This is a genomic window from Streptomyces sp. NPDC021012 (genome assembly GCF_044333355.1).
In the GTDB taxonomy this organism is placed as follows: Bacteria; Actinomycetota; Actinomycetes; order Streptomycetales; family Streptomycetaceae; genus Streptomyces.
In genome coordinates this window covers 196,281-211,288 of sequence record NZ_JBIRQU010000011.1, presented here as the reverse complement: position 1 = coordinate 211,288, position 15,008 = coordinate 196,281, and the positions used below count along the sequence as shown (strand labels likewise).

At 74.1% G+C, this 15,008-nt stretch carries 11 protein-coding genes; 6 read left to right on the top strand and 5 right to left on the bottom strand.

Annotated features, from left to right (window positions below):
- Window positions 1–79 precede the first annotated feature (79 nt).
- A complete protein-coding gene (locus ACH4TP_RS31085; protein WP_389237300.1) occupies window positions 80–679 on the top strand; it encodes a TetR/AcrR family transcriptional regulator in 600 nt (199 codons plus the stop codon).
- An 85-nt stretch (window positions 680–764) separates the two neighbouring features.
- Here ACH4TP_RS31085 and ACH4TP_RS31080 read toward each other — a convergent pair whose 3' ends face one another.
- From ACH4TP_RS31080 to ACH4TP_RS31065, 4 genes are all read right to left on the bottom strand, one after another.
- Window positions 765–1,640: a carbohydrate ABC transporter permease gene (locus ACH4TP_RS31080; protein WP_389237302.1), complete on the bottom strand. Its 876-nt coding sequence runs from the start codon at window positions 1,638–1,640 to the stop codon at window positions 765–767.
- Window positions 1,637–2,938, bottom strand: coding sequence for a carbohydrate ABC transporter permease (locus tag ACH4TP_RS31075; RefSeq protein WP_398439769.1), 1,302 nt, complete (start codon window positions 2,936–2,938; stop codon window positions 1,637–1,639). The genes ACH4TP_RS31080 and ACH4TP_RS31075 overlap by 4 nt, the downstream gene beginning before the upstream one ends.
- A 7-nt stretch (window positions 2,939–2,945) precedes the next feature.
- The gene (locus ACH4TP_RS31070; protein WP_398188530.1) at window positions 2,946–4,280 is read right to left on the bottom strand and encodes an ABC transporter substrate-binding protein; all 1,335 of its coding nucleotides are present in this window, start codon (window positions 4,278–4,280) and stop codon (window positions 2,946–2,948) included.
- Between the two features lie 121 nt (window positions 4,281–4,401).
- Entirely contained in the window at window positions 4,402–8,151 is a 3,750-nt protein-coding gene (locus ACH4TP_RS31065; RefSeq protein WP_398439768.1) for an FHA domain-containing protein, read from the bottom strand.
- Window positions 8,152–8,647: 496 nt separating this feature from the next.
- On the opposite strand from ACH4TP_RS31065, the gene ACH4TP_RS31060 reads away from it, so the two are divergent.
- From ACH4TP_RS31060 to ACH4TP_RS31040, 5 genes are all read left to right on the top strand, one after another.
- The gene (locus ACH4TP_RS31060; protein WP_398439767.1) at window positions 8,648–10,459 is read left to right on the top strand and encodes a protein kinase; all 1,812 of its coding nucleotides are present in this window, start codon (window positions 8,648–8,650) and stop codon (window positions 10,457–10,459) included.
- A gap of 107 nt (window positions 10,460–10,566) precedes the next feature.
- Complete coding sequence (locus ACH4TP_RS31055) at window positions 10,567–11,805, top strand: serine/threonine-protein kinase (RefSeq protein ID WP_389237312.1); 1,239 nt, start codon at window positions 10,567–10,569, stop codon at window positions 11,803–11,805.
- Between the two features lie 41 nt (window positions 11,806–11,846).
- On the top strand, window positions 11,847–12,950 hold the full coding sequence (gene prfB / locus ACH4TP_RS31050; protein ID WP_398188540.1) for a peptide chain release factor 2: 1,104 nt from the start codon (window positions 11,847–11,849) through the stop codon (window positions 12,948–12,950).
- A gap of 158 nt (window positions 12,951–13,108) precedes the next feature.
- Window positions 13,109–13,267: a hypothetical protein gene (locus ACH4TP_RS31045; RefSeq protein ID WP_398439766.1), complete on the top strand. Its 159-nt coding sequence runs from the start codon at window positions 13,109–13,111 to the stop codon at window positions 13,265–13,267.
- Between the two features lie 29 nt (window positions 13,268–13,296).
- Window positions 13,297–13,803 carry a hypothetical protein gene (locus tag ACH4TP_RS31040; protein ID WP_398439765.1) on the top strand — a complete coding sequence of 169 codons (507 nt, stop codon included), beginning with the start codon at window positions 13,297–13,299 and terminating at the stop codon, window positions 13,801–13,803.
- 279 nt (window positions 13,804–14,082) lie between these two features.
- On the opposite strand, the gene ACH4TP_RS31035 is transcribed toward ACH4TP_RS31040, so the two are convergent.
- Window positions 14,083–14,982, bottom strand: coding sequence for a hypothetical protein (locus tag ACH4TP_RS31035; RefSeq protein ID WP_398439764.1), 900 nt, complete (start codon window positions 14,980–14,982; stop codon window positions 14,083–14,085).
- Between the last annotated feature and the right edge of the window lie 26 nt (window positions 14,983–15,008).

Sequence of the window (15,008 nt, the reverse complement as noted above, 5' to 3'; positions counted from 1 at the left end):
GTTAGGACGCCCACACGACGGAACGCAACCGTATCGTCGTAACGCTTTCGGGGCATCGCGGTTCGTTAGGATGCCGTCCATGACCGATCCGACCCCCCGCCGCGCCCCCGCCGGAGCCGCCGTACTCCGCGAGGACGTGACCGAGGCCATCCGCGCCGCCGTCTTCGAGGAGCTCGCGGCCGTCGGCTACGCCCGGATGTCCATCGAGGGCATCGCGCGCCGCGCGGGAGTCGGCAAGACGGCCGTCTACCGGCGCTGGAAGTCCAAGCTCTCCCTCGTCCTCGACCTCGTCGGCGCCTTCGCCGCCCAGGGCCTGCCGGCACCCGCCAGCGGCTCCCTCTACGGAGACCTCCGCGTCCTCCTCGAAGTGGCCTCGCACGCCCTGAGGCACCCGGTCGCCTCCCAGGTCATCCCCGACCTGCTCGTCGAGGCCGCCCGGCACCCCGAGATCGCCGAGACCGTCAAGGCCGTGCTGCTCGACGGGCAGCAGGGCGTCATGACCCAGGTCGTCCGCGAGGCCGTCGCCCGCGGCGAACTCCCCGAGGGCACCGACCCCGGCAAGGCCCTGGACGTGGCCGTCGGCCCGCTCTACTGGCGCCTCGTGGTCGTCCGCACGCCCCTGCCCAAGGGGTACCTGGACGAGCTCGCCCGCTCGGCGGTCGCGGCGCTCAAGGCCTGACTGCTCCGGAGCGCCGCCTCACCGCCTCACCGCGCGGAGGGGCGTTCCGGCGGTCACTTCACCGCGCGGAGGGGCGTTCCGGCGGTCACTTCACCGCGCCCGCCATCACCCCGGTCGTGAACTGCCGCTGGAACGCGAAGAACACCACCAGCGGAACCACCATCGACACGAACGCCCCCGGCGCGAGCACGTCCACGTTGTTCCCGAACTGGCGCACCTGCTGCTGGAGCGCCACCGTGATCGGCGGCGACTGCGAGTCCGCGAAGATCAACGCGACCAGCATGTCGTTCCACACCCACAGGAACTGGAAGATCCCCAGCGAGGCGATCGCCGGACCGCCCAGCGGCAGCACCACCCGGGTGAAGAGCCGGATCTCGCCCGCCCCGTCGAGCCGCGCCGCCTCCAGGAGCTCGCGCGGGATCTCCGCGAAGAAGTTCCGCAGCAGGAAGATCGCGAACGGCAGGCCGAACGCCGTGTGGAACAGGACCACCCCGGCCGTCGTCTCGAAGAGCCCCACCGCGCCGAACAGCTTCGACACCGGCACCAGCGCCACCTGCACCGGGACCACGAGGAGCGCGACCACCCCCAGGAACCACCAGTCCCGGCCCGGGAACTCCAGCCACGCGAAGGCGTAACCCGCGAGCGAGCCGATGACGAGGACGAGCAGGGTGGCCGGGACCGTGATCAGCACGGTGGAGAGCAGGGAGCCGGTGATCGTGTGGTTCGCGAGGAGGTGCGCGTAGTTCTCGGTGGTCAGCCGGGCCGGGGCCGCGAACACCTCCCACCAGCCGCTCGCCGCGATGTCGGACGGCGAGCGGAGCGAGGAGAGCAGCAGCCCGACCGTCGGCAGCAGCCAGAACAGGCCGGCGAGCAGGAGGAGGACCCGGACGGCGCCGGACGCCGCGCGGGCCGCGGCTCTCGTCGCGAAGCCCTTCACCGGCGGGACGTCGGAGCTCGTCATCGTCGGGACTCCCTTCGGATGCGGCGGATGTTGACCACCATCACCGGCAGCACGAGAAGGAGCAGGACGACCGCGATGGCCGAGCCGACCCCGAGGTCCGCGTCCGTGCCGAAGGACGAGCGGTACAGCTGGAGCGCGAGCACGTTCGCGTCGTCCTGCGAGGAGCCCGGCGCGATGACGAAGACCAGGTCGAAGACCTTCAGCACGTTGATCATCAGGGTGACGAGGACGACCACGAGGACCGGCGCGAGCAGCGGCACCGTGATCCGCCGGAACACCTGCCACTCGTTCGCCCCGTCCACCCGCGCCGCCTCCAGGAGCTCACGCGGTACGGCCGCGAGCCCGGCGCCGATCAGGACCATCGCGAACCCGGCCCACATCCACACGTACGCCCCGATCACCGCCGGGGTGACGAGCGAGGGGCCCAGCCACTCCACGCCGTCGTACTGCTCCCGGAAGTTGCTCGCGGGCAGGCGCAGTACGGCTCCGTCGGCGCGGTCGGCGGGCAGCGCGAAGCCGCCGTCGGCCGCCGCCGTGGCCGTGGCGACCACCTTCCCGTCCCGTACGGCCTCGATCCGCAGCCCCTTCAGCCCCAGCTCCCCCGGGTCGACCGCGTTCGGCTTCCCGCCGCCGCCCCGGGTGAAGTCCAGCCAGGCCGTACCGGTGATCTCGTCGTCCTTCGCGGCCGGCGCGTGCGCGGGGCGGGCGCCCTCCGGCATCCGCGCCGGAGCCACCCCGACCAGCGGGAGCCGCACGGGCACGCCCGCGTGGACCGGTTCCTTCGTCACGTACGCGCCGCCGCCCGCCGCCTTCAACGGGTGCACGGGCAGCGGCCTGGCCCGCGGGAAGCCGGAGGCCTCGGCGAAGGTGTCGTGGACCCCGACCCAGACGGCGTTGGCGACCCCGCGGTCCGGGTCCTGCTCGTACACGAGCCGGAAGATGATCCCGGCGGCCAGCATCGAGATCGCCATCGGCATGAAGACGACCAGCTTGAACGCCGTGCCCCAGCGCACGCGCTCGGTGAGCACCGCGAAGACGAGGCCGAGCGCGGTGGCGACCGCCGGGGCCACCACCAGCCAGACCAGGTTGTTGCGGACGGCGGTGCGGAGCGAGTCGTCGGTGACCAGCGCGAGGTAGTTGTCGAGGCCGACGAAGGACGAGTCCGTACGGTCGAAGAACGAGCGCCGGACGGAGTACCCGATCGGGTAGACGACGAGCGCGCCGAGGAGGACCAGGGCGGGCAGCAGGAACGCCGCCGCCACGGTCCTGGTCCTCGGCCTGGTCCTGGTGGCCGGCACGTCGACCTCAGCCCTTGTACGCCTTCGCGGCGTCCGCCTCCAGGCGTGCCTGCGTCCCCGCGACGTCCTTCGGGTTCTTCAGGAAGTCCTGGAGCGCCTTCCACTCGCCCTTGCCCGGCGTCCCGCCGAAGGACTGCGGCATCTGGTCCGACATGTCGAAGCGGAAGTCGTCACCGGCGCCGATGAGCGCCTTGGCGATCTCGCGCTGGACGTCGTTCGGGTACGCCGCCGGGTCCAGGTTCTTGTTCGGGGAGAGGAAGCCGCCCTCGGCCGCCCAGATCCTCGCCGCGTCCGGGGAGGCGAGGAAGGCGAGCAGCGCCTGCGCGCCCTTGGTGTCCTTCAGGGCCACGGCCGCGTCGCCGGCCGTCACCACGGGGGAGGTGCCGCCGTCGCCGACCTTCGGGAACGGGAAGACCTTCGCGTCCTTCCCGATCTCCGCCTTCGTCTGGGCGATGTTGACGGCGGCGAAGTCGCCCTCGAAGACCATCGCCCCCTTGGGCTGGTCGCCGCCCGTGAACGTCTGCGTGACCGAGGCCGGGTACTCCGTCTGCAGCGCGCCGGACGACCCGCCCGCGATCAGCGACGGCTTCCCGAAGAGCTCGGCGAGGGTCTTCAGCGCGGCGGCGACGGACGGGTCCGTCCACTTGATCGCGTGCTTCGCCAGCTGGTCGTACTTGGCCGGGCCCGCCTGCGAGAGGTAGACGTTCTCGAACCAGTCGGTGAGGGTCCAGCCGTCCGCGCCGCCGACCGACACCGGGGTCACGCCGGAGGCCGAGATCGTCTCGGCGGTGGCGAGGAAGTCCTTCCAGGTCTTCGGCTCGGACGCGCCCGCGTTCTCGAAGACGGCGGAGTTGTACCAGACCAGGGACTTGTTGGCGGCCTTGAAGTACACCCCGTACTGCGTGCCGCCCACCGCGCCGAGCTCCTGCCAGCCGCGCGAGTAGTTGGCGGCGAGCGCGGCTCTGGCCTCCGGGCCGACCGGCTTCAGCCACTTCTGGGCGGCGGCCTGCTGGATCGCGCCCACCTGGGGGAGCATCGCCACGTCGGGCGGCGAACCGCCGGCGATCTTCGTGCCCAGGAAGTTCACGATCGGGTCCTGCGCGGGCACGAAGGTGACGGTCGCGCCGGTGCGCTTCTCGAACTCCTTCAGGACCTTCGTGAAGTTCTCCTGCTCGGGGCCCGTCCACACGGCGGCGACCTCGATCTTCTCGCCCTTGAGCGAGAGTTCGCGATCGGGCGCGGGTCGCGGGTCCTCCGCGGACCCGCCGCCGCAGCCCGCGAGGGCGAGGGCGAGGACGGTCGCCGTTAACAGGCCCTTGTGTGGACGAAGAGTTGTACGCATCGCTGCCCCGTCTCTCCCGTGCGTTTCGCTGTCCGTCCGACAGGTCTACGCCCGGGTGCGGGGCCCCGCAATACCGCCTCCGGCCCCGAACGGGGGATCGTGATGCCCTCGTGACGTGCCGTCAGGCGTGGGAGGCGGGGGTCAGCGGGGGCACCGGAGCCGCCTCGACCGAGCGCGCCGCCCGGTCCAGGGCGCTCGCCAGGAGCGCCAGGTCCGTCGGACCGTTGCCCAGCTCACGGACCGGGCGACGGGTGGGCGGATCGCCCATCCGCTCCCACTCCAGCGGCACGACCGTCGGGCGCAGCGTCGCCGTCCGGGGGATCCGGCCCGTGACGCGGCCCGCCTGGAACGGGGTCACCCGGCCGTCCGGATGCCCGAGACGGCCCCGCCCGGCCGCCGGCACGTCCGGGCCCGCCGCCACCGGGGGCGCGTCGAGCACGATCCGCAGCCGCGCCCCGTGCGCCAGCTCCGTGTCCGCCGTGCGGTCCGGGCGCGCCGAGGTCGCCACCAGGTGCACCCCGAGCCGCTCCCCGTACCGCGCGACGGCCTCCAGCGCCCGCACGACGGACCCCGCGGCCGGCCGGCCGGGGGCGCCGAGCGCCGGCGCGACCAGCGCGTCGAAGTCGTCCACGAGCACCACGAGCCGCGGCAGCTGCCCGCCCGCCCGCACCGGCGCCTGCTCCCCGGAAGCGGGCCGCGGGATCCGCCCGGCGGCGTCCTCGGACGCGGGATGGGGGATACGGCCGCTCGGGTGCTCCGCGAGCTCGCCCTCGTGCGTCCGGAGGGTCCGGCTGCTCGGACGCTCGTCGAGCCCCCCGCCGTCCCGCCGCGGCAGCCTCCCACTGGGCGTGTCCCCCAGGAACGCGTCCCCACCGGACCGCCCCCACGCCCCGGACCGCTCCTCGAACGCCCCGTCCCCGGAACGACGGACCCGGCCACTGGGGCGGTCGGCGACGTCACCCGCACCGGGGTGGGGGATCCGGCCGCTGGTGCGGCTGTTGAGGTCGTCGGCGCTGGGGTACGGGATCCGGCCGCTGGACCGGCCCGTGACGTCGTCCGCGCCCGGGTACGGCACGCGGCCGCTCGAACGGCCCGTCACGTCCTCCGCGCCCGGGTAGGGGACGCGGCCGCTGGTGCGGCTGTTGAGGTCGTCGGCGCTGGGGTACGGGGTGCGGCTGCTGGGGCGGCCGGTGACGTCACCGGCAGCGGGGTGGGGGATCCGGCCGCTGGACCGGCCGGTCACGTCGTCCGCGCCCGGGTACGGCACGCGGCCGCTCGAACGGCCCGTGACGTCGTCCGCGCCGCCGTACGGGCTCCGGCCGGTGCGGCTGGTCGGGAGGGCGCCGATGGGGCCGTCGCCGGTGCGGAGGGTGCGGCCGCTGGGGCGGTCGGTGAGGTCGGTGGTGTCGGGGACGCGGACGGTGGCGCGGGTGGTCTGGGGGACGGATTCCGCGGGGCTCGGGGAGCGCTGGCCGATCAGGCGGTCGGCGGCGCGCGCCGTGCCCCGGCGGTCGGCGAAGCTGCCGTCGCCCAGGAGCTCCGCCCGGCGCTTCAGCTCGGCGCCCAGCGCCTGCGCGAACTCCCGCATCCGTACCGGGTCAGAGGCGACGAGGTGCTCGGTGACGTGCGGCAGCTCCGTACAGGCCGCGAGGCCCTCGCCGCGCTCGCCGCCCGCGCCGTCCACGAGGAGCAGGCCGAGCCGGTCGGGACGGCCGCCCGCTGCGAGGGAGGCGGCGATGGAGCGGAGCAGCTCGGTGCGCCCGCTGCCCGCGGGGCCTTCGATCAGCAGGTGCGGGCCCTCCGCCGTGAGGTCCACGGACAGGGGGCCGCGCGGACCCGCGCCCAGGACGGCCGTGCCGTCGCCGGCGGAGGCCCAGCGGGCCATCAGGGACGCGGGCGTGGCGCGGGCGAGCCCGAGCTCGTCGAGCAGGCGGGAGGAAGGGGGCAGCGCGGACGTCCGGGCGCCCGGGGCGGCCGCCGTCTCCGGGCGGAGCGGGGCGAGGGCCCGGCCGAACCGCTCGGCCCAGGCGACGGAGACCGCGTCGACGACGCCGACGGTGCCGTGGCCCGCGAGCCGTCCGCCGGAGGTCCGGAGCAGCCGCAGCGCCGTCGCCACGTCGCCGCTGAGGAGCGCGGCGGCCCCGCACTCGCGGAAGGCGAGGGACGCGGAGCACGCGGCCTCGTACGTGGCGGCCACCGGCGAGTCCGGGGTCGCGGAGGGCGCCTCGGCGAGGCAGAGGAGGTGGATGCCGGCCGCCGCGCCGACGCCCGCGAGGCGCGCGACCGTCTCGCGCAGGGCCGCCGTCCCGGGGTCGCCGTCGACGATCACGACCGTCGTCGGCCCGTCGTGTCGGGCCGCGGCCTCGGCGACGGACGCGCGGTCGGCGCTGGGCCAGCCGGGGCCGAGCGGGCCGTCGTCGAGCCGCCGGGTCAGCTCGGCCGTACGCGCCTGGGCCTGCTCGCGGTCGTACGCCAGGAGCAGCCGGCAGTCCTGGCCGTGGGCCGGGCGGACGTGCGGGAGCCAGCCGAGCCAGCCCCAGGCGCGCCGCCGCTCTTCGAGGGACCGGTTCCGGTCGGCGCTGACGAGGACGATCTCCAGGTCGGAAGGGGAGTGCAGGGCGGCGAGCTGGGCCACGACCGAGCGCGCGAGCCCGGTGAGCCGGTCGCCGGGGCCCGCCAGACCGAGGGAGCCGACCTCGCGCAGGCCGACGGTGACCGGCACGCCGGACAGCTCGGCGCGGTCCGCCGTGCCGAGCCGGACGACCAGCGCCTCGGGGTGGTCCTGGGGCCGCTCCCAGAGCCGGGGCCCGGGGCCGAGGGCGGTGAGCAGCACGGTGGCCGGGTCGGGCCAGGTGTCGGCGACCGGTACGGGACCGGGGGCGCCGTCCCGCGCGCCGGGGCCGGGCCGGGTGCCGGCGTGCGTGGCCGGGGAGGTGGGGACCTCGGTGGTGGGGAGCTCCTCGCGGCCGCCCGCCAGCCGCCGGGCCCAGGCGCCGAGCCCGCGCCTGCCGCCGCGCGCGGGCGCGGCCGGAGCCGCGGGCGCCCCGCCCAGGGGGCCGCCGTGCGGCTCGTCGCCGTCGTGGCCGAGGTGGTCGTCGTATCCGTCGGGTCCGTCATGGGGGTGCCCCGCGTGCGCGTGGGCCTCGCCGTACGCGATGCCGCGCGCCCCGCCGTGGGTGGCGTCGTCCGCCGGTCCCGGGCGCTCGGGCAGGTGGTCCGTCGCGTGCGCGACCCGCAGGTGGCCCTCGCCGTCCGGGGCCGTCGCCACCGCCTCCGCACCACCGCCGCCGGGGCCCGTCAGGCGGAGGGCGGACTCGCCGAGGCGCAGCAGCGCGCCCGGGCGGAGCGGGACCGGGCGCTCGCCGACGGGCATGCCGTCGAGCGTCGTGCCGTTCGTGGAGCCGCGGTCGGCGACCGTGACGCGGCCGTCCGCGCCGACGGTCACCGTGCAGTGGGAGCGGGAGACGTCGGGGTCGTCGAGCGGCACGTCGGCGTCGACGGAACGGCCGATTCTGATCGCTCCGCCGTGCAGCAGGTGCACCCCGCCCGCGTCCGGGCCCGCCACCACGTGCAGCCGGGCGGAGGCCGTCTCGTCGGCCCGGTCGTCCGGTCCCGGGACCTGGAGGGAGAGGACCGCGCCGTCGACCAGCGGGGGCTCGCCGAGCACGCAGCGCCGGCCGTCGAGCCGCTCCGCGCCCGCGTAGAGCACGGTCGTGCCCGAGGAGGAGGTGTCGGGGCCGGTGACGGCGGCGGCGAGGTTCGAGGCGACGGCGGCGAGCGCCGTCCCGGCGGGGGCCGTGACGAGCACGTCGCAGGCGCGCCCGGTGCCGTGGCCGGCGTACGGCGCGAGGACGGTCAGCCGGATCTGCATCGCCGTCAGCGGTCCCTTCTGCGCGAGCCGGCCCGGCAGGGGGGAACCGCCCTGTGTCTCCCCCCACCCGGCACGGGCGCGTCGCCCGGTACAGGTCGGCACGGCGCGGGGGCTCCCGACCCCGTCGACACGACGTGCTGGAGGCATCCTCGCACCTGCCGCCGACAACACGCCCACGGGTCGGCCAGAAGTGATCTTGAACGGTCGGCCGTGGACGAGAAATGGCCTGGTTGGGCATGTCTTCGGAGCATGCGTGGCAACCGTCGACCCCCGTGGAGCGTCTTCTTCCGGACAAGTTCCGGACGGGTTCCGTTCGCTCCGGGCCCCCGGCGGGGCCCGCGCACGGCAGCGGAACCGGCCTGTGGACGACCGGTCTGTGACCCGTACGGCGGCACTAAAGTGGGTCGGACACCCGGACGGGTCACAACAGAGGACAGGGACACCGGGGACACCTCCGGAACCACCCCAGGACCACGATCAGCAGGGAGCGCGTGACGTGCGGCCTATCGGCAGCAAGTACCTGCTCGAGGAGCCGCTCGGCCGCGGCGCCACGGGCACCGTCTGGCGAGCCCGCCAGCGGGAGGCGGCGGGCGCCGAGGCGGCCGTGCCCGGCGAGCCCGGCGAGACCGTGGCGATCAAGGTCCTCAAGGAGGAGCTGGCCAACGACGCGGACATCGTCATGCGCTTCCTGCGCGAGCGGTCCGTCCTCCTCCGGCTGACCCACCCGAACATCGTGCGCACCCGCGACCTGGTCGTCGAGGGCGATGTCCTCGCCCTCGTCATGGACCTCGTCGAGGGCCCCGACCTGCACCGGTACATCCGGGAGAGCGGCCCGCTCACCCCGGTCGCCGCCGCCCTCCTCACCGCCCAGATCGCCGACGCGCTCGCCGCCAGCCACGCCGACGGCGTCGTCCACCGCGACCTCAAGCCGGCCAACGTCCTGCTCGCCGAGCAGGGCGGCCAGATGCACCCGATGCTGACCGACTTCGGCATCGCGCGCCTCGCGGACTCCCCGGGCCTGACCCGCACCCACGAGTTCGTCGGCACGCCCGCGTACGTGGCGCCCGAGTCCGCCGAGGGCCGCCCGCAGACCTCCGCCGTCGACATCTACGGCGCGGGCATCCTCCTCTACGAGCTGGTCACCGGCCGGCCCCCGTTCGCCGGCGGCACCGCCCTGGAGGTCCTCCACCGGCACCTCAGCGAGGAGCCGCGCCGCCCCTCGACCGTGCCCGGACCCCTGTGGACGGTCATAGAGCGCTGCCTCAGCAAGAACCCGGAGCAACGGCCGAGCGCCGTGAACCTCGCCCGCGGCCTGCGCGCGGTCGCCGCCGGCATCGGCGTCCACGCCACCCCCGCCCAGATCGAGGCCGCGGAGGGCGTCGGCGCGCTCCTCGCCCCGGACCCGGCTCCCGCGCCGGTCCCGGGGACCCCCGAGGCGCAGGCGCCGGGCGCCGCCGACCCGACCCAGGTGCTGCCCACCGGCGCCGCCGGTGCGGGCGCGGGCGCCGGGATGCCCCCGCAGTACGACCCCGCCGCCGCGACCAGCGTCATGCCGACCGGCGGCCCGGCGGGCGCCGCCGACCCGACGGCGGTCCTGCCCGCGACCGGTTCCGGTCAGGGCGCCGCCGACCCGACGGCCGTCATGCCCCCCGTGCCGCCCCAGGCCCCCCAGACCGGGCAGCCGGAGGAGCCGCACCCCTGGCAGAGCCAGTTGCGACAGGTCCGCGACCGCAACGAGCAGACGCAGGTCCAGTACCTGGACCCGAGCGAGGACCCGCTGCGCCGCCGCCCGCAGCGCCAGCCGCAGCGCCCGCAGCAGCCGCCGCAGGACGCCCGGCCCGGCCCGTACGGCCAGCAGCAGTACGGCCAGCAGCCGCCCCAGCCGTACCAGCAGCCCCGCCCGGCCCCGCAGCGCCCCGGACCCGCGCCGTACCAGCAGCAGCCTCAGCAGTACGCGCCCCCGCCGCCCCCGCCCCAGCAGTACGCCCAGCCCCAGCAGCAGTACCAGCCGCCGCAGCCGCCGCCCCAGGCCCCGGCGCCGCGCGAGCCGCGCCCGCCGCGCCAGCGCAGCGCCAACCCGGTGCACATCCCCGGTCTCGGCTGCCTCAAGGGCTGCCTGATCATGATCGTCCTGTTCGTGATCGGCGGCTGGCTCATCTGGGAGCTCACCCCGCTCCAGGACTGGGTCGCCCAGGGCAAGGGCTACTGGCAGGCCATCGGCGACGGCATCTCGTGGTTCACCGACTGGGTCTCCTCGCTCCTCGATTCCAGCGGTTCCGGGGGTACTACCGGCGGTACGGGACAGTAACCCTGCCGATTTATCGACTTCCGAGGGGTGATTTCCCCTCGGAGGTCGAGACCGGCGGCCGTGGACGCGTAGCTTTGTCGAGAACCGCAGCCGCTGAGGGAGCAGTCTTGGCACGGAACATCGGCAGCCGCTACACCGCCCACCAGATCCTCGGACGGGGCAGCGCCGGAACGGTGTGGCTCGGCGAGGGACCCGAAGGACCCGTCGCCGTCAAACTGCTGCGCGAGGACCTGGCGTCCGACCAGGAGCTCGTCGGCCGCTTCGTCCAGGAGCGCACCGCGCTCCTGGGACTCGACCACCCCCGGGTGGTCAAGGTCCGCGACCTCGTCGTCGACGGCACCGACCTCGCCCTCGTCATGGACCTCGTCCGCGGCACCGACCTGCGCACCCGGCTCGACCGGGAGCGCCGGCTCGCGCCCGAGGCCGCCGTCGCCATCGTCAGGGACGTCGCCGAGGCCCTCGCCGTCGCCCACAAGGCCGGCGTCGTCCACCGGGACGTCAAGCCGGAGAACATCCTGCTCGACATGGAGGGCCCGCTCGGCCCCGGCGGCGCCCACCCCGCCCTCCTCACCGACTTCGGCATCGCCAAGCTGATCGACACCCCCGGCCGCACCAAGGCCACCCGGATCATCGGCACCCCCGACTACCTCGCCCCCGAGATCGTCGAGGGCCTCCCGCCGCGCGCCGCCGTCGACATCTACGCCCTCGCGACCGTCCTGTACGAGCTGCTCGCCGGCTTCACCCCGTTCGGCGGCGGCCACCCCGGCGCCGTCCTGCGCCGCCACGTCACCGAGACCGTCGTCCCGCTGCCCGGCATCCCCGAGGAGCTCTGGCAGCTGATCGTCCAGTGCCTCGCCAAGGCCCCCGCCTCCCGGCTGCGCGCCTCCGAGCTCGCCGCCCGCCTCGGCGACGTCCTGCCGCTGCTCAAGGGCATCCCGCCGCTGGACGTCGACGAGCCCGGCGCGGAGCCGGCCCCGGAGCCGTACGAGGAGGACGCGTACGCCACCGGCACGGGCGCGGGAGAGCCCGGCCCGCGCCGCGCCGCCGTCCCGCTCGTCCCCGGCGCCTCCGCCGACTCCCACCGCGACACCCACACCTCCATGCGGGTCCCGGCCCCCGACGAGCTCTCCGGCGGCCCCCTCGGCACCGCCCGCGCCCCGCGCCCCTCCGGGGCCCGCCGCCCCGGCTCGGCCCGCCACAAGGCCGGCACGGTCCGCAAGAGACGGATCACCCTCGCCGTCGCGGCGCTCGTCATCGCGGGCGCCCTCGGCACCGGCGGCTACCTGGCGGCCTCCGGGGACGGGGACGCCCCGCCGCAGGACTCCAAGCAGTCCTCCCACCCCTAGCAGAGGTTCGGCTCCAGGCCCGGAGCCGTTACGCTGGACGCGTGGCAGTCGTCGATGTATCCGAAGAGCTGAAGTCCCTCTCCTCGACCATGGGGTCGATCGAGGCCGTCCTGGACCTCGAGAAGCTGAGGGCCGACATCGCCGTGCTCGAAGAGCAGGCCGCGGCCCCGTCCCTGTGGGACGACCCGGAGGCGGCGCAGAAGATCACGAGCAAGCTTTCGCACCTCCAGGCCGAGGTCCGCAAGGCCGAGACCCTGCGCGGCCGGATCGACGACCTCGCGGTGCTCTTCGAGCTCGCCGAGGAGATGGACGACCCGGACACCCTCGCCGAGGCCGAGACGGAGCTGGTCTCCGTCCGCAAGGCCCTCGACGAGATGGAGGTCCGCACCCTCCTCTCCGGCGAGTACGACGAGCGCGAGGCCCTGGTCAACATCCGGGCCGAGGCCGGCGGCGTCGACGCCTCCGACTTCGCCGAGCGCCTCCAGCGCATGTACCTGCGCTGGGCGGAGCGCCACGGCTACGCGACGGAGATCTACGAGACCTCGTACGCGGAAGAGGCCGGCATCAAGTCGACCACCTTCGTCGTGAAGTCGCCGTACGCCTACGGCACGCTCTCCGTCGAGCAGGGCACCCACCGCCTCGTCCGCATCTCGCCCTTCGACAACCAGGGGCGTCGCCAGACCTCGTTCGCCGGCGTCGAGGTCCTCCCGGTCGTCGAGTCCTCCGACCACGTCGAGATCGACGAGTCGGACCTGCGCGTCGACGTGTACCGCGCCTCCGGCCCCGGCGGCCAGGGCGTCAACACGACCGACTCGGCCGTGCGCATCACGCACCTCCCGACCGGCATCGTCGTCTCCTGCCAGAACGAGCGCTCCCAGATCCAGAACAAGGCGAGCGCCATGAACGTCCTCCAGGCCAAGCTCCTGGAGCGCCAGCGCCAGGAGGAGCGCGCCAAGATGGACGCCCTCAAGGACAGCGGCAGCTCCTGGGGCAACCAGATGCGTTCGTATGTGCTCCACCCGTACCAGATGGTCAAGGACCTCCGTACGGAGTTCGAGGTCGGCAACCCGCAGTCCGTCCTGGACGGCGAGATCGACGGCTTCCTGGAGGCGGGCATCCGCTGGCGCAAGCAGCAGGAGAAGTAGTCGGGAGCCCTGCCCCACCACCGCCCGTACGACGGCGCCGCCCCTGCTCGGGGGCGGCGCCGTCGTCGTACCGCCGGGTGGCACAAGACCGACGCGCGGCCCGGCCATGCCTCACGCACAGGGTGGCAGGCCCTGGCGCCTGCCTGCCCGACGGTGGCATGGTCGTCCGCACGACGGACATCCCGCTCTGCGCGCGGGGCGGAACGACGGTCGGCATCCGGAAGTACTTCCTCATGGAAGGCGTGGACCCGTGCACGAACGGCTACGAGATCGCGGCGGACCCGGGGTCGGACGGTTACGACGGGTGCTTCCCGTGACAGGCGCCCCCCGCACGAGGAGGGCGGCGGTGCTGCTGACGGTCCTGACCGCCACCCTCCCCCTCGCCTCGGCCTGCACCCTGACCGGCCCCGGCCCCCATCAGATCGACTTCGGCTTCCGGCTGGACGGGGCGGGCAACGTGATCGTCGCGTACCCGCTGTGCGCCACGAACGAGATCGCCGGCGCGTCCGTCTACGTGGACGTGCCCGGTGAGGGCGAGGACGGCAACGGCTTCACCACCCTGTGGAGCGCGACTGGCCCGAAGACGAAGGAGGCGAAGCGCGGCGTTTTCACAGTCGGCACGAGTGCCGACTTCGCGAAGGAGACCCGCCCCCTGAAGGCCCGCCTCCCGGAGGACGGCTTCTACGTCTCGGTGAAGGAACTGTCCGGCGGCAAGCAAGAGGACGGCCGGGACCACTGGGTCGTCCCCTCCCTCCTGAAGGGGAAGAAGCCGGCTGCCGACGAGTGGTCGACGGACAAGGGCAAGGTCCTGACCCGCGACGAGATCAACTCCCAGGCGTACTGCAAGGAGTGAACTGTCCCTCGGGCGTGCCCTGTGACGCCCGAGGGGTCGTACTGGCCCGGGGTGAGCGAAATCGAGGGCGTCGCCATGGGTGAGTGACGGGCTTCGCTCGCCCGTCGAACGGCGGGCTGATTCGCTGGAGCAAGTGGAATCCCCGCGGTTTCCTCGCTTTGTCGACACGGCAATTGCTCTCGGGAAGGCGCGAGTTCCGGGTTTACGTCACAGTTGCATCCCCGCATGGCAGTCAAGCCGTGAGGTTTCGGGCATTGCGCGCGCAACGGCCTTGACGCCTCATCGGAAACTCGGAAGGGTGGCGTACTGGCATGCGCTTTTCTGGGACGCGTGTGAACGGGGGCCGGTCCAGTCGTGACACGCTCCTGCTGCGCGAGGCCATGAGCGCTGCCCCATGACGAGATGAGCTACTGGGGGTAGCAGCCAGATGACCAACAAGACGCGAGTCCGCCTGGTGCGGGTCGCGGCCAGTGCCGTGATCATCGCCGGTGCGTCCCTGACGGCGGCCGGTGCCGCGCAGGCCGTCGGCGGATTCGGAACCGACTCCAACCAGACCCAGGACGCGGGTCTCGGCATCCTGGAGGGCGAGGAGGACACCGGCAACACGAGCCTCGGCGAGATCAGCGGCAGCGCCACGACGACCACCACGTCGTCGGGCGACACGTCCTCGTCCTCGGCCGACTCCTCGTCCTCGTCGGCGACGGACTCCTCGTCCTCGTCGAGCGACTCGTCCGCGGCGTCGACGGACTCCTCGTCCTCGTCGGCCGACTCGTCCTCCTCGTCGAGCGACTCGTCCTCTTCGTCGGCCGATTCGTCGTCGACGTCGAGCGACTCCTCGTCCTCGTCGAGCGACTCGTCGTCCTCGTCGAGTGACTCCTCCTCTTCGTCGAGCGACTCGTCCTCCTCCTCGAGCGACTCCTCGTCGACGTCGAGCGACTCGTCCTCTTCGTCGAGCGACTCCTCGTCCTCGTCCTCGAACTCGTCGTCGAGCGACTCGTCCTCGAACTCGGGCAACAGCTCGGGCAACAACTCGTCTTCGAACTCGGGCAACGACTCGGGCAACAGCTCGGGTAGCAACTCGTCTTCGAACTCGGGCAACTCGGGCAACGACTCGTCGTCGAGCTCGGGCAACAACTCGTCGTCCTCGTCGAACGGCGAGCAGACCTCGTCGGGCAGCACGGGCGGTCCGTCCACCGACGGTGGCG